The sequence below is a fragment of the Xanthobacter versatilis genome (assembly GCF_043193975.1).
Classification (GTDB): Bacteria; Pseudomonadota; Alphaproteobacteria; order Rhizobiales; family Xanthobacteraceae; genus Xanthobacter; species Xanthobacter autotrophicus_E.
Map to the genome: position 1 here is coordinate 511,044 of NZ_JBAFVB010000001.1, position 19,906 is coordinate 530,949.

Annotated in this window: 18 protein-coding genes; 12 read left to right on the top strand and 6 right to left on the bottom strand. The window is 69.0% G+C overall.

Annotated elements, in window-relative coordinates:
* Window positions 1-318: 318 nt before the first annotated feature.
* Complete coding sequence (locus V5F66_RS02215; protein WP_012113384.1) at window positions 319-576, top strand: hypothetical protein; 258 nt, start codon at window positions 319-321, stop codon at window positions 574-576.
* A gap of 95 nt (window positions 577-671) precedes the next feature.
* Here the strand turns inward: V5F66_RS02215 and fae are convergent, their stop codons facing one another.
* Both fae and V5F66_RS02225 read right to left on the bottom strand, forming a co-directional pair.
* Complete coding sequence (gene fae / locus V5F66_RS02220) at window positions 672-1,181, bottom strand: formaldehyde-activating enzyme (protein WP_394006595.1); 510 nt, start codon at window positions 1,179-1,181, stop codon at window positions 672-674.
* A 147-nt stretch (window positions 1,182-1,328) separates the two neighbouring features.
* On the bottom strand, window positions 1,329-2,564 hold the full coding sequence (locus V5F66_RS02225; RefSeq protein WP_394093139.1) for a glycoside hydrolase 5 family protein: 1,236 nt from the start codon (window positions 2,562-2,564) through the stop codon (window positions 1,329-1,331).
* A gap of 203 nt (window positions 2,565-2,767) precedes the next feature.
* On the opposite strand from V5F66_RS02225, the gene V5F66_RS02230 reads away from it, so the two are divergent.
* The 4 genes from V5F66_RS02230 to V5F66_RS02245 all read left to right on the top strand — a co-directional run bounded on the left by V5F66_RS02230 (window position 2,768) and on the right by V5F66_RS02245 (window position 6,528).
* Entirely contained in the window at window positions 2,768-3,673 is a 906-nt protein-coding gene (locus V5F66_RS02230) for a metallophosphoesterase family protein (RefSeq protein ID WP_394093140.1), read from the top strand.
* 170 nt (window positions 3,674-3,843) lie between these two features.
* Window positions 3,844-4,356, top strand: coding sequence for a Spy/CpxP family protein refolding chaperone (locus V5F66_RS02235; protein WP_012113388.1), 513 nt, complete (start codon window positions 3,844-3,846; stop codon window positions 4,354-4,356).
* Window positions 4,357-4,572: 216 nt separating this feature from the next.
* Complete coding sequence (locus tag V5F66_RS02240; protein WP_394093141.1) at window positions 4,573-5,826, top strand: MFS transporter; 1,254 nt, start codon at window positions 4,573-4,575, stop codon at window positions 5,824-5,826.
* A 228-nt stretch (window positions 5,827-6,054) separates the two neighbouring features.
* Window positions 6,055-6,528, top strand: a complete 474-nt coding sequence (locus tag V5F66_RS02245) for a hypothetical protein (RefSeq protein WP_012113390.1) — start codon at window positions 6,055-6,057, stop codon at window positions 6,526-6,528.
* 23 nt (window positions 6,529-6,551) lie between these two features.
* Here the strand turns inward: V5F66_RS02245 and V5F66_RS02250 are convergent, their stop codons facing one another.
* On the bottom strand, window positions 6,552-7,478 hold the full coding sequence (locus tag V5F66_RS02250; RefSeq protein WP_012113391.1) for a LysR family transcriptional regulator: 927 nt from the start codon (window positions 7,476-7,478) through the stop codon (window positions 6,552-6,554).
* Between the two features lie 168 nt (window positions 7,479-7,646).
* Between V5F66_RS02250 and V5F66_RS02255 the strand changes: the two genes are divergently transcribed.
* Entirely contained in the window at window positions 7,647-8,072 is a 426-nt protein-coding gene (locus tag V5F66_RS02255; protein ID WP_041576509.1) for a DoxX family protein, read from the top strand.
* Window positions 8,073-8,224: 152 nt separating this feature from the next.
* On the opposite strand, the gene V5F66_RS02260 is transcribed toward V5F66_RS02255, so the two are convergent.
* On the bottom strand, window positions 8,225-9,232 hold the full coding sequence (locus V5F66_RS02260; RefSeq protein ID WP_394093142.1) for a polyprenyl synthetase family protein: 1,008 nt from the start codon (window positions 9,230-9,232) through the stop codon (window positions 8,225-8,227).
* Between the two features lie 126 nt (window positions 9,233-9,358).
* Here V5F66_RS02260 and V5F66_RS02265 point away from each other — a divergent pair, with 126 nt between their 5' ends.
* The 5 genes from V5F66_RS02265 (at window position 9,359) to V5F66_RS02285 (ending at window position 16,641) form a co-directional block, all read left to right on the top strand.
* A complete protein-coding gene (locus V5F66_RS02265) occupies window positions 9,359-9,586 on the top strand; it encodes a putative signal transducing protein (RefSeq protein ID WP_012113394.1) in 228 nt (75 codons plus the stop codon).
* Window positions 9,576-10,346: a tRNA1(Val) (adenine(37)-N6)-methyltransferase gene (locus V5F66_RS02270; protein ID WP_394093143.1), complete on the top strand. Its 771-nt coding sequence runs from the start codon at window positions 9,576-9,578 to the stop codon at window positions 10,344-10,346. Before V5F66_RS02265 ends, V5F66_RS02270 begins: the two co-directional genes overlap by 11 nt.
* A gap of 384 nt (window positions 10,347-10,730) precedes the next feature.
* Window positions 10,731-11,618, top strand: a complete 888-nt coding sequence (locus V5F66_RS02275; protein WP_394093288.1) for a S49 family peptidase — start codon at window positions 10,731-10,733, stop codon at window positions 11,616-11,618.
* Window positions 11,619-11,740: 122 nt separating this feature from the next.
* Window positions 11,741-13,450, top strand: coding sequence for an NAD+ synthase (locus V5F66_RS02280; RefSeq protein WP_394001717.1), 1,710 nt, complete (start codon window positions 11,741-11,743; stop codon window positions 13,448-13,450).
* Between the two features lie 422 nt (window positions 13,451-13,872).
* Complete coding sequence (locus tag V5F66_RS02285; protein ID WP_394093144.1) at window positions 13,873-16,641, top strand: DUF2339 domain-containing protein; 2,769 nt, start codon at window positions 13,873-13,875, stop codon at window positions 16,639-16,641.
* A 2-nt stretch (window positions 16,642-16,643) separates the two neighbouring features.
* Here V5F66_RS02285 and V5F66_RS02290 read toward each other — a convergent pair whose 3' ends face one another.
* Both V5F66_RS02290 and V5F66_RS02295 read right to left on the bottom strand, forming a co-directional pair.
* Complete coding sequence (locus V5F66_RS02290; RefSeq protein ID WP_012113400.1) at window positions 16,644-16,964, bottom strand: YnfA family protein; 321 nt, start codon at window positions 16,962-16,964, stop codon at window positions 16,644-16,646.
* 43 nt (window positions 16,965-17,007) lie between these two features.
* Complete coding sequence (locus tag V5F66_RS02295) at window positions 17,008-17,889, bottom strand: 4-(cytidine 5'-diphospho)-2-C-methyl-D-erythritol kinase (protein ID WP_394093145.1); 882 nt, start codon at window positions 17,887-17,889, stop codon at window positions 17,008-17,010.
* A 247-nt stretch (window positions 17,890-18,136) separates the two neighbouring features.
* Between V5F66_RS02295 and V5F66_RS02300 the strand changes: the two genes are divergently transcribed.
* The gene (locus V5F66_RS02300) at window positions 18,137-19,876 is read left to right on the top strand and encodes a tetratricopeptide repeat protein (RefSeq protein ID WP_394093146.1); all 1,740 of its coding nucleotides are present in this window, start codon (window positions 18,137-18,139) and stop codon (window positions 19,874-19,876) included.
* The last annotated feature ends 30 nt before the right edge of the window (window positions 19,877-19,906 follow it).

Below are 19,906 nucleotides of genomic sequence, written 5' to 3' on the forward strand. Positions count from 1 at the left end.
GCCTGTCCTGGCCGCGTATTGAACGCTGATCCCCAGCAAGGGGGTCCATGGGGCGTGTCCATCACGGCGCGTCTGGTCGGGCCATCATGCGATGATCACGCAGGTTCTGGCGCCGACGCACGCGAGGCTGCCGTTTGCGCAGACGCCGCAGAAGAGCCGTTGGACGGTGCGGTGCAGCAGGTAAAGCGCCTTCCACTACCGCAGTGCGGGAAGAATATATTACCCCCCGACCAAGGAAGAGGGTGGAATCCGGCGGGATTTCTGCTTTACTCCGGGTCCAACAAATGCTCCCGGAACACGGGACGCGGGAGGGATATTGTGACATTCGAGACCAACGGTCGTCCACGCCGGCCCATTGGACGTGTTGCGGCAAAGAGCATTGCCGCAGGTGATGATATGGCGCGTCAGAGCGCTGCAGTTCTCGTCGTTGCCTTTTCGTGCGCGGCCTCTGGCCTCCTCATGGGCCTTTGCCTTGCTGCTGCACACTGGCCGGCGCTGGCGTTCGTATTCGGCGCTGTACTCGCGGGCACCGGTGCCTGGTTTGCCCGGGGTCTCGTCGCCCAGATCAAAGGCTGATCGCGGTTCCGGATGGCGCCTGGCCATGGGGCCGGGCGCCATTTTTCGTTTGGGGCTGTCGCAAGCTGTGCTGTAGGCGTCGAGCCGCCCGTCCGTCAGTCGGCGGCGAAGGGGTGCCGCGCGCTCGCGCTCTGCGCCAGAACGTCCGCTGGCCGGGGCGTGCCGCTCACCGCCCGCATGATGGCAAGGCGGGTGGCCTCGTGGTTGAAGGCCTGGATCTTCGCATTGTCGCTCGCATCCCAGTGGATGAAGACGCCGACGCAGATGAAGACATCGTCGGCCTCCTCCACCGGAATGATCCCCTCGGCCACGCAGTCGGTGACCGCCTTGGCCACCGCATATTGCGCCGGGCCGAACATCTGCACCGCCTGGCGGGCGTCCTTGATGGTCACCTTGTTGAACAGCACGGTGGCGGGCTTGGCCAGAAGGTTGGGCTCCACCACGGCCAGCAGGGTGGTGAAGCCATCCTTGTTGTTGGTCAAAGCGGATACGAACGCGGTTTCGGCGGAGGAGCCGCGCGGACCCATGATGAGGTCGATATGGGCCACCTCGTTGCCCTCGCCCACCAGGGCCTCGCCCACCATCAGGCGATCGATCTTCGGCATGAAACCTCCAAAAATACGCGGCGTGCTGAAAAGGGGCCGGCCTGGCCGGGGTATCTGCCTTTTCATGCAATAAGCTGACCGCGCCCAGGCCAGCTTGGGTCGCCCGTTCCATGCCTGGATTGTGGCCTGGCGGGCGCCGGAGCCGCCCTACAGCACCTCGAACGGCAGGTTGCCGGTGGCGGCGGCACCGCGGCCGTCGCGTACGGTGACGAACACGCGGTAGCGGCCTCTCGGCAGGCCGGCGATGCGGACCCCGTCCGGATGGGGCTCATGGATGCCCTCGGGAAAGCTCGGAGGCACCGGCTCGGGATCGCCGCCGACGCTGCGCACGGTGGTCTCGGCCATCACCTGCCATTCCACCTTCAGGGAATCGCCGTCGGGATCGGTGGCGGCGAGGCGCACATGGGTGTCGCCGTCGGAGGCGAAGCGCGATGGCCCGGCGAAGGTGAGGGCGAGGATGCGCGGGGCATGGTTGGCCCCGCCCGGCGGCGTGCCGCCCCAGATGGCGGCCATCACCTCCACCGTCTCGGTCCATTCGCCGGTGGGCAGCAGCAGGGAATACCAGGTGGGGGTCACCTCCTGCTTCTGGCCCCACAGGAACGGCATGGCGCCCACTCCCGCCTGCTTGGCCGTGAGCAGGTAGCGCCGCACGCGATCGGCCTTCTGCGAGGAGGTGGGCTCCAGCGGCGCGCCCCAGGGCGCGGTGGGGGCGTCCCAGTGGCCCTGCGCGCCCATCTCGGTGAGCATCACCGGCCCGGTCCAGCCCTGCGCCCGCGCCCGCTTCGCCGAGGTCAGCAGGCCGTCGCCATAGCCGTTGATGCCGATGACATCGATGCTCGGCGCATGACGCATGATGAGCGCCGCCTTGTCCTGTCCCACCTCGGCGACGGCCGCCATGGTGGGGTGCTGGCTGTCCAGGGTCTTGGCGAGCTTCGCCGCCTCCTCGATGGCGGGCCACACGGCCATGGCCTCCTCGGGGGAGAGATCCACCTCCACCTCATTGCCGATGCCCCACATGAGCAGCGCCGGATGGGTGCGATAGCGCTCCACCATGTGGCGCAGGTCTTCCAGCTGCTGGGTCACGGCGGTGCGGTTGGCATAATCGAAGCCGAGGCGCGGATGGCCGAGCCAGAAGCCGACGATCACCTTCAGCCCGGCGCGCTGGGCGGCGTCGAGGATTTCCCCCGGCTCCTGCCCGTAGGTGCGCACCACGGTGGCGCCGAGGGCCTTCAGATCGCTGAAGCGGGCCTCGCCGCTGGCGCCGTTGGGAATGAAGGGCTTGCCGTCCACGACGATTTCGGCGCCGCGCACGCTCACCTGCGCGGCGTGGAGGGAGGACGACATCAGGAACGCGCTGAGCGCGATGGGGAGAGCACGACGCACGGGAACCAGACTCGCATTGAAAACCTTGGCAACTGCACTGCACCATGAAGGGTGCAGGACCGTGGCGGCAACATCAACTTATTGCGGGCGCCGTGCTCCGGCCCCCGGTCACCGAAGGCGCAACGCCGCGGCGGCAGGCGGGTGAACGGGGCGGGCGATCTGCTATAAGGCCGGCGTTCGCGGCAGAAGCTGAGGTTTTCCGCATGTACGTGCTGGCCCATCTCTCCGATCCCCACCTCGGCCCCATCCCCGAGGCGCGGATCTCCGAGCTTCTGGGCAAGCGCTTCTTCGGCATGATGAACTGGATCGGCGCGCGGCGACGCAATTTCGGCGCCGCCACCCTGGCGCCGCTCATCACCGACATGCTGGCCCAGGCGCCGGACCACATCTGCGTCACCGGCGACCTCGTCAACGTGAGCCTGCCGGCGGAATTCGATACCGGCGCCACCTTCCTCGCCTCCCTCGGCGCGCCGGACAAGGTGAGCGTGGTGCCTGGCAACCACGACGCCTATGTGCGCTCGGCCATGCACTACCATCTGGAGCACTGGGCGCCCTTCCTCGCCGGCGACAACACACATCCTCACACGCCGGTGGACGTGGAGGCCTTCCCCTATGTGCGCCGGCGCGGTGCGGTGGCGGTGGTGGGGGTGTCCACCGCCGTGCCCACCGCCGTGTTCCTCGCCAGCGGCGAGATGGGCCGCGCGCAGCGGGCGCGGCTGAAGACGCTGCTGGAGCAGCTCAAGGCCGAGGGCCTGTTCCGGGTGGTGATGATCCACCATCCGCCGGTGGGCGAGCGGCCGTTCCATCGCGACCTGCGCGACGCCGCCAAGGTGCGCGCGGTGCTGGCGGAGGCGGGGGCCGAGCTGGTGCTGCACGGCCACGACCATCGCGCCTCCCTCGGGCAGATCGAGGCGGCGGGCGGGTTGATTCCGGTGGTGGGCGTGCCCTCGGCCTCGGCCGGGCCGGCGTCGGAGCGCGGCCCGGGCGGCTATTGCCTGTATCGCATCTCCGGCGGTCCCGGCGCGTGGCGCTGCGACATGGAGCGGCGCGGCTACGCCAAGGATGTGACCAGCGTCCAGTCGCTGACGCGTCAGGTCCTCGTCGGCTAGGGGCAGGCTTCCTGAAAGTCGTGGCGAAATCGTGCCTTGGAAACGGCATCGATGTGACCGTGCAAGATCATGCGTAACGACTTGTAACTGAAGGCTGATTACAGAACTTTAAGTTGCCTGTGACGGGCTGCGGCCCGATGCTTCCTTCGCCCCTTGAAGGAGGACTGCTTATGAAACGCGCCGTCATTGCCGCCACTGCCGCTGCGCTTATCGCCGGCTCGGCGGTGTCTTTCGCCGCCAATTCCAACGCCGGCCCCGACGCCGGCGGCCGCTGGCATCCCAGCGCCGAGGATCGCGCCATCCTCACCGATGCGCGCATCGTCGCCCTGAAGACCGTGCTCAAGCTGACCCCCGACCAGGAGAAGCTGTGGCCCGGTGTCGAGGCCACGCTGAAGCAGGTGTCGAAGGACCGCGCGGCCCGTCGCGATGAAGCTCGCGCCGCCCGCCAGGCCGCCCGCGAGTCCAACACCGCGCCCGATCCCATCGCCCGCATGCGCGCCATGGCTACCCGCATGGATGCCAGCGCCACCGACCTGCGCAAGATCGCTGACGCCGCCGACCCGCTCTACAAGACCCTGGACGATGGTCAGAAGCAGCGCCTCAACCTGATGCTGCGCCAGCAGTTCCATGGCGGCGGTCACGGCGGCCACGGCCCGCACGGCGATGGTCCGCGCCGGGGCTGAATGATGGCGCCCCGAGGGTCGTTCGCACCCCGCGGGGCCCGGCGGCCTGCAATGAAAGCTGAGCGATGGCCGGGGACCCTCCACGGCCGTCGCCGGTCCGCCTTCCATGAGGATCCTTCATGGATCGCTTGATCAATATTGATTTTCAATAGGGCCGGCAAATCCGTAGACTGGCTGTGAAAGGTGCCCTCCGGCGCCGCACAGCGAGTTTTCGTCATGTCTGCCACGTCCTCGGTGCCGGCGCCTCCCGGCGCGCGGCGCGCGCTTCCGGCCATGCTCATCCTGGTCGCCGGCTGCGTCATCGCTCTTATCACCTTCGGCCCGCGCTCGGTGTTCGGCCTGTTCCTGCTGCCCATGTCGCAGGAATTCGGCTGGGGCCGTGACGTATTCGGCCTCGCGGTGGCGCTGCAGAACCTGCTCTGGGGCCTCGGCTCGCCGTTCGCCGGCGCCATCGCCGATCGCTTCGGCACCGTGCGGGTGATGTGCTGCGGCGCGCTGCTCTATGCCGCCGGCCTGGTGCTGATGTCCTATGCCACCACCCCCGGCATGCTGCACCTCACCGCCGGCATCATGGTGGGCTTCGGCCTGTCCGCCGCCTCGTTCAACCTGGTGCTGGCCGCCTTCGGCAAGCTCCTGCCCGACCAATGGAAGTCCATCGGCTTCGGCGCGGCGACGGCGGCGGGCTCGTTCGGCCAGTTCCTGTTCCCGCCCCTCAGCCGCGCGCTGATGGACACCATCGGCTGGCACGAGACGCTGATCGTGTTCGGGGCCGCGCTGCTCATCGTCATGCCGTTCTCGCTGGCGCTGGCCACCCGCGGCGTGGCTGCCGCGAGGCCGGGCGCGGCTGCAGCGGCACCGCAGCAGGGCATCGGCGCCGCCATCGGCGAGGCGCTGCGGCACCCGAGCTACGTGATGCTGGTGCTCGGCTTCTTCACCTGCGGCTTCCAGCTCGCCTTCATCACCGTGCACATGCCGGCCTTCCTGGTGGACAACGGCGTGAGCCTGTCGGTGGGCGCCTACACGCTGGCGCTGATCGGCCTGTTCAACATCCTCGGCTCGCTCACGGCGGGTTACCTGTCCAGCCGGGTGTCGCGCAAGTGGCTGCTGGCGTGGATCTATGCCGGGCGGGGCGTGGCCATCGCCGCGTTCGTGCTGCTGCCCATCACCCCGCTGAGCTGCTACGTGTTCGGCGCGGCCATGGGCTTCCTGTGGCTCTCCACCGTGCCGCCCACCTCGGGCCTGGTTATGCTGATGTTCGGCACCCGCTACATGGCCATGCTGTACGGCTTCGCCTTCTTCTCCCACCAGGTGGGCGGCTTCCTCGGCGTGTGGCTGGGCGGCATGCTCTATGTGGCGACCGGTTCTTACAGCTGGGTGTGGTGGCTGTCGGTGGCGCTGTCGTTCGCCTCCGCCGCCATCAACCTGCCGATCAAGGAGCGCCCGGTGGTGCGGGTGCCTGTGGCGGCTTAGCCGTCACGGTACGGGCATGCTGGGCGGCCTGGCCGCCACAGTTCGGGCACGCTGGTAACCTAAGTCCTAACGCCGGGATGGACCTTTCCGCGACATGGAAGGCACGGTCCCGGCAAAATCCGACCCGGCGGGCGCCTTCGGTGTTCCCCTGCTGTTCCGGACTCTTGACAACAACCCGCGGTCTCTGCGCAACGTGGTAGGGATCAAACAGGTATTCGCGAACGAGCCATGCGCAGCATCCTTTTCGCGGCCTTGGGCTTTGCCGCATTCGCCAGTGGCCCGGCCTTAGCCCAGCAGAGTTCCGGCCAGCAGCTCTCCGCCCAGCAGGCGCGGGAGTTCGCGGTGGGCAAGATGTTCTCCTTCAACTGCTTCGAGGGATCGAAGGGGGCAGGGCGGATCTATCCGGACGGCTCCGTCGCCGGCATGATCACCATGCCCGACAAGGAGCCGCGCTTTGTCCGCCTGCCGGCCAACACCCTGCGCGTGCGCGGCGACAATGTGTGCGGCTTCGTGAAGGGCATGACCTTCGAGCCCTGCTTCGACCTGGTGAAGACCGGCCCCGGCTCGTTCCGCGGCTCGCTTGCCGGCGTGCAGACCATGTGGTGCGAGTTCGTGAGCGCCGGCGGGGACAAGTCGCAGGTGGCTTCCCGCCGCGCCAAGGCCAAGCCCCGCAACTCCACCACCGAAGCCTCCGCGGAATAATCCCGGCCGCATATCCCGGCCGGTCAGCCCTCGACCATCTGGCCTTCACCGGAGACCAGCGCCTCGCGTCCCTCGATGCGGCCGCGCAGCTTGCCGATCTCGCGGCCCGCATGCTCCATGAAGGTGCGCACCCGCGCCGTCGCCTTGATGTCCGGATGGGTGAGCAGCCACAGGCCGGATTCCATCTCGGGCTGCGGCGGCACGATCTGGACGAGGCCCGGCGTCACCGCCGCGATGAAGCAGGGCAGCACCGCGAGCCCGATGCCCTCGGCGGCCGCTTCCGCCAGCCCCAGCACCGTGTTGACGCGATAGACGAGCCTGTCCTCGTCCACCCGCTCGCGCAACCATTTGGCCGGCTTGATGCCGCCGAGATTGTCGGAAAATCCGATCCAGTCGTAACGCCTGAAATCGCCGGCACCGAGCGGGGTCGCAGGCGCGAGGTCGGCGCGGGCATAGATGGCCCAGGCGATGGAGGCCATGCGCCGGCCCACCAGCGTATCCCCCGGCCGGTCGCTGGCGCGGATGGCCACATCGGCGTCGCGCTTCGACAGGCTGAGGGACTGGTTGGAGATGACCACGTCCAGCCGGATCTCCGGGTAGGCCTTGAGGAACGAGGCGAACACGGGCGTCAGCATGTGCACCAGCAGGGTGTCGTTGGTGGTCACGCGCAATTCGCCGGAGGGCCTCAAGTCCTGCCCGGTGATGCGGCGCTCCACGGACAGCACCTCGTCGGCCATGCGCTCGGCGAGTCGCACCATCTCCTCGCCGATGGCGGTGGGCACGTAGCCCGAGCGCGCGCGCTCGAACAGGCGGGCGCCGAGCTGCTCCTCCAGCGCGCCGAGCCGGCGGAACACGGTGGAGTGGTTCACCCCCAGCTGCTCGGCCGCCCCGGCCAGCGAGCTGCTCTGCGCAATGGCCTGCACCAGGCGGAAATCGTCCCAGGCGATCATTCCCAATCCCACATGCTCGTTGGTCCTGCGGTCATTCGCGTCCCGCGCCCTCGCCCCACGCGAGGATGTGATTTGCGTGGATGCAAACTCCAGCTTGATTTCTTGATTATGGCGTTGCGCGAGTGCGAAAGCTAGATGTGGTGCCACATCAAACCGGAGATCACTCCCATGGTTGACAACCGCACCGCCCCCTACGGCCTCCTCATCCTTCGTCTCGCCCTCGGCCTCATGTGGGTCTCCCACGGGCTGATGAAGGTCTTCATCTTCACCGTGCCCGGCTTCGCCGGCTTCCTCGGCAAGATCGGTCTGCCCTCCGCCCTCGCCCTGCCCATCATCGCGGCGGAGATCATCGGCGGCCTGCTCATCGCCTCCGGCGTCTATGCCCGCCAGGTGGCCATCCTGCTCATCCCGATCATGCTCGGCGCGCTCAGCTACCATGCCCCGAACGGCTGGGTGTTCTCCACCACCGGTGGTGGCTGGGAATATCCCGCCTTCCTCGTGGTGGCGTCCCTGGTGGTGGCCCTTGCCGGCGAAGGCGCCTATGCGCTGAAGCCCGCCGCCCTGATCCCCGGCGGCCGTCGCGCCCTCGCCTGATCCTTTTGCGCGACATACGAAAAAGGCCGGCTCCGCAAGGGGCCGGCCTTTTGCTGTTCGGGATGCGTGTCGCGGTCATTGGCCGTTCGCCAAGCCCGCGCGGCGTCTGAGCGTGCCCGTCCGGTCTCGGTCAACGACCGAGACCGGTGGCGTCAGTGCGCGCGGGACAGGCAGAAATCCACCGCTTCCATCAGCGCGTCCTTGGCCTGCCCGTTGGGGAACAGGGCCAGCGCATCCTTGGCGATGGCGCCGTAATGGCGGGCGCGCTCCACCGTGTCGGCGATGGCGCGGTGGCGGGTCATCAGCCCGATGGCTTGATCCAGGTCGGCGTCGTTGCCCTCGCCCTTCTCCAGGCAGCGCTGCCAGAAGGCGCGCTCACTGGCGTCGCCGCGGCGGAAGGCGAGCAGCACCGGCAGGGTGATCTTCCCCTCGCGGAAGTCGTCGCCCACATTCTTGCCGAGCTTGGCCTGGCTGCCACCATAGTCGAGGGCGTCGTCCACCAGCTGGAAGGCGATGCCGAGATTCATGCCGTAGGAGCGGCAGGCGGCCTGCTCGGCCTTGGGCCTTTGGCCCAGCACCGCACCCACCTCGCAGGCGGCGGCGAACAATTCGGCGGTCTTGCCGCGGATGACGGCGAGATAATCGTCTTCCGACGTGGTGGTGTTCTTGGCGGCGGCGAGCTGCATCACCTCGCCCTCGGCGATGACGCAGGCGGCGGTGGCGAGGATGTCGAGGCAGGTCATGGAGCCCACCTCCACCATCATCTTGAACGCCTGGCCGAGCAGGAAGTCGCCCACCAGCACGCTGGCCTCGTTGCCCCACAGCTTGCGGGCGGCGAGCTTGCCCCGGCGCATGTCGCTCTCGTCCACCACGTCGTCGTGGAGGAGGGTGGCGGTGTGCATGAACTCCACGGACGCCGCGAGCTTCACATGCCCGTCGCCCCGATAGCCGGAGAGCGACGCGCAGGCGAGCGTCAGCATCGGCCGCAAGCGCTTGCCGCCGGAGGAGATGAGGTGGTTCGCCACCTCGGGAATCATCGCCACGTCGGAGCCGGTGCGCGCCAGGATGGTGGCGTTCACGCGTTCCATGTCCGCTTTCACCAGGGCGACCAGGGCCTCGATGGACGGCTCGTTGGGCTCGAACGGTAGGACGAGGGCCAAGAAACGCTCCCGCTTGTCATTCTTTGGGGCGCACCATAGGGATGCTGACGGGCTCCGTGCAAGCGCCGGGCGGTTTTCTTCGCGTCGCGCCGGTGCGCACATTGCCGCTAGGTCGGGTGGATTACGATGCATGAGCTGGTGCGGACCAATGATCTGGTGCTCATCGGCGCCATCGAGGCACTGTTTCAATCGGCACAGATCGGGCACATGGTCGCGGACCAGTATATGAGCGTCATGGAAGGCACCATCGGAATCCTGCCCCGCCGCCTGCTGGTGGTGGACGAGGATGTGGATCGCGCCCGTCGCCTGCTGAAGGAGGCCGGCTTCGGCGCGGCGCTCCGCGATGGCACTTGACGCTGCGACACCTTCCATCACCACCGACAGCGTTCTCGGCGGCAGTCTGACGTTGCGTCAGCCGAAAGCGGGCCACCGCGTGGGGCACGATGCGCTGCTGCTCGCGGCCTTCGCCCCGGCCGACCGCCGCCGCATGGTGGATCTCGGCGCGGGGGTGGGCAGCTGCGGCCTCGCCTTCCTCACCCGCGTGCCGCAGGCGAGCGGCGTGCTGGTGGAGATCGCGCCGGAACTGGCGGATCTGGCGCGGGAGAATGCGGCGCTGAACGATCTGTCCGCGCGGGTCGAGGTGGTGACGGCGGATGTCACCCGCCTCTGCCGCCCGCCCGGGCCTGACGTGCCGCAGGCGGGGGCGGCGGACCTGGTGCTCACCAATCCGCCGTTCAACGACACGGCGCAGCATCGCGTTTCCCCCGACGCGGCCCGCGCCCGCGCCCACATGGCCGATGGAACGCTGCTGGAAGAGTGGGTGCGCGCCGCCGACCGCTGCCTTGCGGCGCGGGGCGTCATTTGCCTCATCCACCGGCCGCAGGCGCTGGCGGAGATTCTGGCAGCCCTCGACGGCCGCTTCGGTGCGGTGGAGATCCTGCCGGTGCATCCGCGCCCCGACCGTCCCGCGGTGCGGCTGCTGGTGCGCGCGGTGAAGGGCCGCCGGACGCCCCCGGCGCTGCTGCCGGGCCTCATCCTCGCCGATGCCGATGGCACCCCCACCGTCGCCGCCGATGCGGTGCTGCGGCAGGGGGAAGGCCTCGCCCAGGCCTGAACCTGAGCGGTGTTTCAGTTCGAAGATCCGCTGCTGCGACTGGGCGCGCTCTGAACCCTCTCCCGCGCAGACGCCGGATGTTTCCGGCTTCTGCTCTTGGAGAACCGAACTCGGCAATAGCCGAGTTCGGGCGGGGGAGGGCAGGGAGGGGGCAGGCACTCTCCGCTTACACCCCCGCCCTCCGGTATTCTGCCCTGACGCGGTGCCCCCTCCCCCACCCCCCCGCAGGCGGGAGAGGGAGTTGGCCGGCGCGGGGGAGAGGGTAAGGTTCGCCGAAGGCTCTTTTAAAACTGAGACACGGTCTGACGCTGACCGCGCCTGCTCACTCCGCCTTGAGTGGATCAGCGCCTTGAGTGCGTCACCTGCGCGCCCTACATCTGGACCATGGCCGACAGCTTCCTTTCTTCCCTTTCGCGCCGCGTCAGCGGCATCCTCCCCAAGAAGTGGCGCCGGGACCTGCCGGTGGTGCCGGTGGTGCGGCTCTCCGGCGCCATCGGCATGCAGACGACGCCATTCGCGCGCAGCCTGTCGCTGGCCGGCACCGCGCAGGCGCTGGACAAGGCCTTCGCCATGAAGTCGGCGCCGGCGGTGGCGCTGCTCATCAATTCTCCGGGCGGCTCGCCGGTGCAGTCGCACCTGATCTTCCGGCGCATCCGCGCGCTGGCGGAGGAGAAGGAGAAGCACGTCTTCGCCTTCGTGGAGGATGCGGCGGCCTCCGGCGGCTACATGATCGCCTGCGCGGCGGACGAGATCTTCGCCGATCCCTGCTCCATCGTCGGCTCCATCGGGGTGGTGACGGCGGGCTTCGGCTTCGACAAGGCCATCGAGAAGCTGGGCGTGGAGCGGCGCGTCTATACCGCCGGCGAACGCAAGGTGACCCTCGACCCGTTCCGTCCCACGCGGCCGGAGGACGTGGAGCGGCTCGACGTGCTCTTGAAGGAACTTCACACCGTGTTCGTGGACCTCGTGCGCTCGCGGCGCGGCGATGCGCTGCCGGCCGACGACGAGAGCCTGTTTTCCGGTGAATTCTGGCTGGGCACGCAGGCGGCCGGGCTTGGCCTCGTGGACGGGCTGGGCGACGTGCGCTCCATACTGAAGGCGCGGTACGGCGAGGAGGTGCGCATGCCACTGGTGCAGTCGTCCTCCGGCCTCATCCCGCGCCGTCCGGGCGGTTTTGGCGCGGCCTTGGCCGGCAACCTTGCGTCTCAGGCGGCGGACGGGGCCATGGCGGCAGTGGAGGAGCGCGCCCTGTGGTCGCGGCTTGGCCTGTGATCGACGAAAAACGCCGCGCGGCAGCCCCTCCGGGGTGCCGCGATGGCGCCGGATGAGGCAGATTTCGCACCTGCCCTTTTCTTGCCCTTTCCCCCCTTCGCCGCTGGGGTTAAATCCGATTTATGACCACCGTCCTGACCACCGGCATAGCGCCCGGCGCCCCTGAGACCGACGCTCCCGTCGACACCCTGTTCATCGCTGTCGCGCAGCTCAACCCCACCGTGGGCGACGTGGCCGGCAATCTGGACCTTGCCCGCCGCACCAGCGCCGGCGCCCGCGATGCGGGGGCGGACCTCGTGGTCTTTCCCGAGCTGTTCATCGCCGGCTATCCGCCCGAGGACCTGGTGCTGAAGCCGGCGTTCCAGCAGGCCTGCCGCGCCGCCATCGAGACGCTGGCCGCCGAGACCACTGACGGCCCGGCGCTGCTCATCGGCGCGCCGTGGGTGGAGGAGGGCAAGCTCTACAATTCGGTGCTGCTGCTGGAAAACGGTGGCATCTCCGCCGTTCGCCACAAGGTGGACCTGCCCAATTACGGCGTATTCGACGAGAAGCGCGTGTTCACCCCCGGCCCGCTGCCGGGGCCGATCCCGTTCAAGGGCGTGCGCCTCGGCGTACCGATCTGCGAGGACATCTGGGGCGCGGACGTGGTGGAATGCCTCGCCGAGACCGGCGCGGAGCTGCTCATCGTTCCCAACGGTTCGCCCTATCGCCAGAGCGTCTATGCCGAGCGCGAGAACGTGGCGGTGGCCCGCGTGGTGGAGAGCCACCTGCCGCTGCTCTATGTGAACCAGGTGGGCGGGCAGGACGAGCTGGTATTTGACGGCGCGTCCTTCGCCCTTAACCCCGACCGCTTCCTGGCCCTGCAGTTTCCCGGCTTCATGGAGCGGGTGCGCATCTCCAAGTGGCAGCGCTTCGAGAACGGCTGGAAGTGCCTCGGCGCCAATCTTGCCGACCGCATCGAGGGCGATGAGGCGGACTATGCCGCCTGCGTGCTGGGCCTGCGCGACTATGTGAACAAGAACCGCTTCCCCGGCGTGGTGCTGGGGCTTTCTGGCGGCATCGACAGCGCCATCTGCGCCGCCATGGCGGTGGATGCCCTGGGGCCGGAGCGGGTCCACTGCATCATGCTGCCCTATCGTTACACGTCCGAGGAAAGCCTCGCGGATGCCGCCGCCGTGGCGCAGGCCCTGTTCGTGCGCTACGACGTGCTGCCCATCGTTGCCGGGGTGGAGGGCATGGAAGCCGCGCTGGCGCCCCTGTTCGAGGGCACCCAGCGCGACGTGACCGAGGAAAACCTCCAGTCCCGCGTGCGCGGCGCGCTGCTCATGTCGGTGTCCAACAAGTTCGGCGCCATGGTGGTGACCACCGGCAACAAGTCCGAGATGTCCACCGGCTACGCCACCCTCTATGGCGACATGAACGGCGGCTACAATCCCATCAAGGACCTCTACAAGACCCAGGTCACCCGCCTGTCGCGCCTGCGCAACCGCTGGAAGCCGGCCGACGCGCTGGGGCCGGACGGCGTCGTGATCCCCGACAGCCTCATCGACAAGCCGCCCACCGCCGAATTGCGCGAGAACCAGAAGGACGAGGATTCGCTGCCGCCCTACGCGGTGCTGGACGCCATCCTCGAACGCCTGGTGGAGCGCGAGCATTCGGTGGCGCAGATCATCGCCGACGGCTTCAACGCTGCCACCGTGACGCGGGTGGAGCGGCTTTTGAACATCGCCGAATACAAGCGCCGGCAGGCGGCGCCGGGGGTGAAGGTGACCGGCCGCAACTTCGGCCGCGACCGCCGCTATCCCATCACCAACCGCTTCCGCGAGGGGTGAGGCGATAAGCACGCGTTTGGAAATTCAGAAGGGCATAACCGCAAACACTGTCGTCATGCCTGGGCTTTTCCCGCGCATCCAAGCCGAACTGCTTGGGACAATCGGCGAAAATCATTCCAATCCTCGCCGCGTGGATGGCCGGGACAAGCCCGACCATGACGGCGGTCAAGTGCCTGCGAGGGCTGCGAGCGCTGATCCGGTTGAATTTTCAAACGGTCTCCAAGGAAACGCCGGCCGGTACGGTCCGCCGGCGGGTCCATGCTACCGCTGTCGAAACGCGGAAATCCTTTTTTAAATTGAGCACTTAACGTGGCTCAGCTAGCGTTGCGCCGGGCGCTGCGCTACACCCCGATGCCGGTGGGGAAATGCGAGCGTTTCCCACGCGGAGTCGGCCGAAGGCCGGCGTGGCAGCAGACGGGTGCATGGCGATGGACGAATGGGCACTTCTCATTCTTGTGGTTCTCGCCTTTCCGGTGATGACGCTGGTCGCCTTCGTGCTCGTGCTCAAGCACCGGGGCCGCATCCGGGTGCTGGAGGCGCGGGTCGCCGCGCTGGAAGCGCAGGCCTTCGGCATCGTTCCTGCCGTGCCTCCCGCCGCCGCCCCGATTCCCTCAGGCCCGGTCACGCTGGCGCCCTTCGCGCCCCGGCCGCCTGAACCGGCCACCGCGCCGCCAGAGCCCGCCCGCCCGCCGGCCCTGCATGACGTGACGCGTCCACCGCCGCTCTCGGCGCCATCGCAGCCCGAGGACGCCGCGCCGCCGCTTCCGCCGCGGCCGGGCTTCGATGCCGGCCAGCTCAAGGAACGCTTCGCCGGATTCGAGGAGAAGGTGGGCGCGCGCTGGGCGGTGTGGGTGGGCGGCCTCGCCCTGGCTCTGGGCGGAGTGTTCCTGGTGCGCTTCGCCGTGGAGCAGGACCTCATCGGCCCGGGCATGCGGGTGGGGCTGGGGCTGCTGCTGGCGGTCGCGCTGCTCGCGGGGGGAGAAGTGCTGCGCCGCCGTGCCCGCAGGGAAGAGCCGGCCGAGCCGCTTTCGGCGCCGGCTGCCGGCCCCTTTGCCGGCCTTGGGCGGGTGCCGGACGTGCCGAGCATCCTCACCGCCGCCGGCACCATGACCGCCTTCGGCAGCATCTATGCGGCCTATGAGCTGTACCACCTCATTCCGCCGCAGGCCGCCTTCCTGCTGCTGGCGGCCACCGGCGTCGCCACCCTGCTCGCCGCCTTGCTGCATGGTCCGGCTCTTGCGGCGCTGGGCTTCATCGGCGCGGCGGTGACGCCCTTCCTCATCACCTCGAAGGATCCCAATGCCTGGGGCGTCGCCCTGCTGATCGCGGCGGTGGCGGCGAGCGCACTCGCCGTGGCGCGGGTGCGGCGCTGGGCGTGGCTGGCCCTGATCGCCATCATCGGCGTGGTGGCGTGGGGTCTCACCTTGGTGGTGTTCGACGTGCCGCAGGCCGTGAGCGCCTCGGGCGCGCTGGGGCTGGTGCTGCTGGCGCTGACCGCCCTGTTGCTGGCACCGCGCCTGTTCTGGGGTCCCGATACCGGCCCGCGGCCGGAGCCGATCTCCATCCTCGGTGCCGTGGGCGCTCTGGTCATCACCGCCGCGGCGGCGGTGGACGGGCTGGTGGGCGGCATGCCGCTCTCGGTCTTCGTGCTCGCCGCCGTGGGCGTGCTGGCGCTGGCGTGGCGGGTGAAGCCCATGACCTTGGCCGCGCTTGCGGTGGCGGTGCTGGCCCCCGCGATCCTCACCCGATGGGTGTTTCCGCCGCTGCCGGGCACCGCCATGGCCCCCGCCGGGCCCATGGCCGGCGCGCTGCCGGAGCCGGCGCGGCTCTCGATCGGCCACTTCATGGTCTACGCCTTCGGCATGGGCGCGCTGATGCTGGGGGCGGGGCTTGCCGGCGCGTGGCGCGGCGGGCGCTTCCTGGTCCTCGTCGGCTGGGCGGTCACGGGCACCCTCGGCCCGGTGCTGATGCTGATCGCCGCCTATGCGCGCCTCACCGAGCTCGACCGCAGCGTGCCGTTCGCAGCGCTGGCGCTGGCCCTCGCCTTCCTCTTCACGCTCGCCGCCGAGCGGCTGTCGCGGAGCGTGCGCGCCTATGGCGGCACCATCTTCGCCGCCGGGGCGGTGGTGACGCTCGCGCTCGCGCTCACCTTCGCGCTGGAGAAGGGCTGGCTCACGGTGGGGCTCGCGCTGGCGGCGCTGGGGGTGGCGTGGATCTCCACCCTGCGGCCGCTTCCGGGCCTGCGCGCCTTCTCCGCCGCCCTCGCGCTGGTGGTGCTGGGGCGCATCGTGTGGCTGCCCACCATCGCCGTGGACCCCGGAGCCACCCCGATTTTCAACTGGCTGCTGTGGGGCTACGGCGTGCCGGCCTTCGCCTTCGCCGGCGCCGCCTTCCTGCTGGCGAAGAGCGGCGACGACTGGAGCCGCCGGGTGCATGAGAGCCTGGCGCTGCTGTTCGCGGTGATGCTGGCGGCAACCGAGGTGCGCCACCTCGCCCATGGCGGCGACATCTATGCCAGCGGTACCCGCCTGTTCGAGACCGGGCTGCTCGCTTGCATCTACGGGGCCTATGCGGTGGGCCTGTCGCGCCTTGCCACCATCACCGGGCGCGGCTTCTACCGGCTGTTCTCGGACCTCGTCGCGGCGATCGCGGCTCTGTGCGCCCTCAACGGCCTCGGGGAGAACAATCCGTTCGCCACCGGGGAGAGCGTCGGCGGGGTGCTGTTCAACGACCTGCTGGTCGCCTTCGCGCTGCCGGCGGGGCTGGCGCTGGTGTTCGCCGGGGTGCAGCCGGTGGCGCGCGCCAAGGTGAAGCTGGTGGCGGGCGGCCTCGCCATCGTGCTGGCGCTGGCCTACATCACCTTCGAGGTGAGCCGCCTGTTTCAGGGCGACGTGCTCGATCCCGACCAGATCAGTTCGGCCGAGTGGTACGCCTATTCGGCGGCGTGGCTGGTTTCGGGCATGGTGCTGCTGGGCATCGGCCTGTGGCGCGGATCGCGCACCCTGCGCCTCGCCTCGGCGGCGGTGATGGTGGCGACCGTGCTGAAGGTGTTCCTCTCCGACATGGCGGATCTGGAGGGCGTGCTGCGCGCGGTCTCCTTCATCGGCCTCGGACTGGTTCTGGTGGCCATGGGCTGGGTCTACCAGCGCCTGCTCGCCCGCGAGAAGGCCGCGCCACGCGGGCCTGATTGAGATCAGCCCCGCGGGCCGAAGACGATGACCGCCGCCCCGGCGAGGCACAGAGCCGCGCCGGTGGCGTCCCAACGGTCGGGGCGCACGCCTTCCACCGTCCACATCCAGACCAGCGACGACAAAATATAGATGCCGCCATAGGCCGCGAACGCCCGGCCGGCAGCCTCCGCCTCCACGAAGGTGAGGGCATAGGCGAAGGCGGCAAGGCTCACGATGCCGGGCAGCAGCCACCAGTGCGACCCGCCGAGCCGCACCACATGCCAGACCGCGAAACAGCCGGCGATTTCCCCAAGGGCGGCGAAGAGGAAGGCGGGCAGCGTCATCGGGGCAACGTCTTCGGGGGGCGCGTCATGGTGGGGTTCAGCCCTATCGCAGAACGGTGGGCTTCACCCACCAGCCGGGCTGCTGAGCAAGCAGGCGCCGTGCCAGCGATGCGGCGGTGTGGCAGCTGTCGGTGAGGGCGAACACCGTTGCGCCGGAGCCGGACATGCGCACCAGCCGCGCCTCGGGCGCTTCGGAAAGCAGGGCCATGGCCCGGCCGATCTCCGGCGCCAGCGCCAGGGCCGGCGGCTCCAGATCGTTCGGCAGGCCGGACAGGAAGGCGCACACGGCCGCCGCATTCCCCATCGTCGTCTCCGGCAGGCCGTCCGGGTGCTCGGGACCAGCCAAAGCCGCGCCCGGCGCAAGGCCCAGCGCATGGAACACGCCGGCGGTGGGCACGGCGACCCGGCAATTCACCAGCACCGCCGACAACGGCGGCAGGGCGAGCGGGGCCGAGAGCACGTCGCCCACCCCGCGCATCAGCCGCGCCCGTGGATCAAGGCACACCGGCACGTCCGATCCGGTGGCGCGGGCGGCCGCAAACAGGCGCGGATCATCCAGCGCCAGCCCGTTGAGGCCGGCGAGCAGGCGCAGCGCGGCGGCGGCATCGGACGAGCCGCCCCCCAGCCCCGCCGCCACCGGCAGCCGCTTTTCCAACACGAAACGGCCGAGCCGCGCGCCGGGCACCCGTTCCGCAAAGGCACGGGCGGCGCGGATCACCAGATTGTCGTCGTCCGGGCCGGCGGCGGCTGCCGTGGGGCCGCACACCTCCAGCGCCAGCGGCGCATCGGGCTGAAGGAAGACGAGGTCACCGGCGCCGGCAAAGGCGACGAGGCTCGCGAGATCGTGAAAGCCGTCGGCGCGACGGCCTTCGATGCGCAACGTCAGGTTGATCTTCGCCGGGGCGCGCGCGCGCATCAGTTCCATGGGCCGGGCTTATAGCAGATCAGGCCGGGGCGTCACGCCCGGGCCGCCTTCTCCCCTTGCCCTCTCCCCCTCGCCCCTCTCCCGCACCGCACCACCGCCCTGCGGTAGGACGCGCGCGGCATTACGCGCACGTAACTTGCGGTGTCACAGGAAAGCCGCCATCCTCGCGCCATCTCGCCCCGCTTGGATCCTTCACCCGTATCTCTGGCGTTCAACCGGCCGGGGGCTTTATCAGGACATACGATCGGTGACGACTGCACGCCCCTTTTTCTCCCTGGCCCTTGCGGCCGGCTTTGCTGCGGTGCTCCATCTCGCGGCGAGCCCGGCCCGCGCCGAAGCGGTCCCCGACGTCGATACCTCGCTGGCCGGCAATTATCTCGCCGCGCGGCTCGCCAGCTCCGAGCGCGATTCGGATGCGGCGGTGACCTACCTGCGCAACCTGATGAAGCTCGATGCGCGCAATGACGAGATCGTCGAGCGCACCTTCTTCGCCATGCTCATGGATGGCGACATCGACGAGGCCATGAAGCTGGCCGACCGCATGGTGAAGGCGGACCGCACCCACCGCATCGCCCGTCTGGCCCTGTCCGTTCGCGCCATCAAGAAGGCGCACTACCAGACCGCCCGCACCAACCTCGCCCTTTCGGTGCGCGGCCCCATCGGCGATCTCACTGCCACGCTGCTGGCCGCCTGGACCTTCTACGGCTCGGGCAACACCAAGGGCGCGGTGGAGCTCATCGACCGGCTGGAAGGCCCCGACTGGTACGCGCCCCTCAAGGAACTGCATGCCGGCCTCATCCTCGATGCCGCCGGGCAGAAGAAGGAAGCGGGCAAGCGCCTCGAGCAGGCGATGAAGATCGATCCCGGCTCGCTGCGCGCCATCGACGCCTATGCCCGCTGGGCCTCGCGCAACGAGAGCATCGACGCGGCGCTGGCCGCCTATGGCAGTTTCGAGAAGCAGCTGCCCAACCACCCCATCGTGATGGCGGCCATCCGCGACCTGAAGGCGGGCAAGACCCTGCCGCCGCTGGTCAAGACGGCGCAGGAGGGCTCCTCCGAGGTGCTCTATGGCCTCGGCTCCACCGTGGGCCGGCAGGGCGGCGAGGACCTTGCCCTCGTCTATCTGCAGCTCGCCATCTGGCTCTATCCCGAGCACCCGTTCGCCAGCCTGACGCTGGCCGATCTCTATGAGCAGCTGAAGCAGCCCTCCAAGGCCATCGAGGTCTATGAGAGCGTGCCGGACAGCTCGCCGCTGAAGCGCAACGCCGAGGTCCAGCTGGCCGTCAACCTCGACGCCGCCGACAAGTACAAGGAGGCCCGCGCCCATCTGGACAAGATGATTGCGGCCGACCCCAAGGACATCGAGGCCATCGTGGCGCTGGGCAAGATCCAGCAGTCGCGCAAGATGTTCGCCGAATGCGCTGAGACCTATTCCAAGGCCATCGCCCTCATTCCCCAGCCCACCAAGGGCAATTGGGCGCTGTTCTATTTCCGCGGCATCTGCAGCGAGCGCTCGAAGAACTGGCCGGCTGCGGAGGCCGACCTGAAGAAGGCGCTGGAACTGAACCCGGACCAGCCCCATGTGCTCAACTATCTGGGCTACAGCTGGGTGGACCAGGGCGTTAACCTCGACCAGGGCGTCGAGATGATCCGCAAGGCAGCCAAGCTGCGGCCCGACGACGGCCCCATCGTGGACAGCCTGGGCTGGGCCTATTATCGCCTCGGTCGCTACGACGAGGCGGTGGTGCAGCTTGAGCGCGCCATCGAGCTGATGCCGCAGGATCCGGTCATCAACGACCATCTGGGCGACGCCTACTGGAAGGTCGGTCGCAAGCTGGAGGCGGGCTTCCAGTGGGCCCACGCCCGCGACCTCAAGCCCGAGCCGGACGACCTGACCAAGATCGTGCAGAAGATCGACAAGGGCCTTGACGCGGTGGACCAGCCGGCCCCCGTGCGCAAGGCCGAAGAGACCCAGAAGGGCGGTTGAGGCGCGGTGCCCCCTCACTGGGGCACAGCA

Excerpts from the sequence above, each read along its gene's own strand:
- V5F66_RS02270 (WP_394093143.1), top strand. The coding sequence starts at position 9,576 with ATGGCACTTGACGCTGCGACACCTTCCATCACCACCGACAGCGTTCTC.
- V5F66_RS02235 (WP_012113388.1), top strand. The coding sequence starts at position 3,844 with ATGAAACGCGCCGTCATTGCCGCCACTGCCGCTGCGCTTATCGCCGGC.
- fae (WP_394006595.1), bottom strand. The coding sequence starts at position 1,181 with ATGCCGAAGATCGATCGCCTGATGGTGGGCGAGGCCCTGGTGGGCGAG.
- V5F66_RS02295 (WP_394093145.1), bottom strand. The coding sequence starts at position 17,889 with ATGGAACTGATGCGCGCGCGCGCCCCGGCGAAGATCAACCTGACGTTG.
- V5F66_RS02230 (WP_394093140.1), top strand. The coding sequence starts at position 2,768 with ATGTACGTGCTGGCCCATCTCTCCGATCCCCACCTCGGCCCCATCCCC.
- V5F66_RS02265 (WP_012113394.1), top strand. The coding sequence starts at position 9,359 with ATGCATGAGCTGGTGCGGACCAATGATCTGGTGCTCATCGGCGCCATC.
- V5F66_RS02280 (WP_394001717.1), top strand. The coding sequence starts at position 11,741 with ATGACCACCGTCCTGACCACCGGCATAGCGCCCGGCGCCCCTGAGACC.
- V5F66_RS02275 (WP_394093288.1), top strand. The coding sequence starts at position 10,731 with ATGGCCGACAGCTTCCTTTCTTCCCTTTCGCGCCGCGTCAGCGGCATC.
- V5F66_RS02285 (WP_394093144.1), top strand. The coding sequence starts at position 13,873 with ATGGCGATGGACGAATGGGCACTTCTCATTCTTGTGGTTCTCGCCTTT.
- V5F66_RS02290 (WP_012113400.1), bottom strand. The coding sequence starts at position 16,964 with ATGACGCTGCCCGCCTTCCTCTTCGCCGCCCTTGGGGAAATCGCCGGC.
- V5F66_RS02240 (WP_394093141.1), top strand. The coding sequence starts at position 4,573 with ATGTCTGCCACGTCCTCGGTGCCGGCGCCTCCCGGCGCGCGGCGCGCG.
- V5F66_RS02245 (WP_012113390.1), top strand. The coding sequence starts at position 6,055 with ATGCGCAGCATCCTTTTCGCGGCCTTGGGCTTTGCCGCATTCGCCAGT.
- V5F66_RS02250 (WP_012113391.1), bottom strand. The coding sequence starts at position 7,478 with ATGATCGCCTGGGACGATTTCCGCCTGGTGCAGGCCATTGCGCAGAGC.
- V5F66_RS02255 (WP_041576509.1), top strand. The coding sequence starts at position 7,647 with ATGGTTGACAACCGCACCGCCCCCTACGGCCTCCTCATCCTTCGTCTC.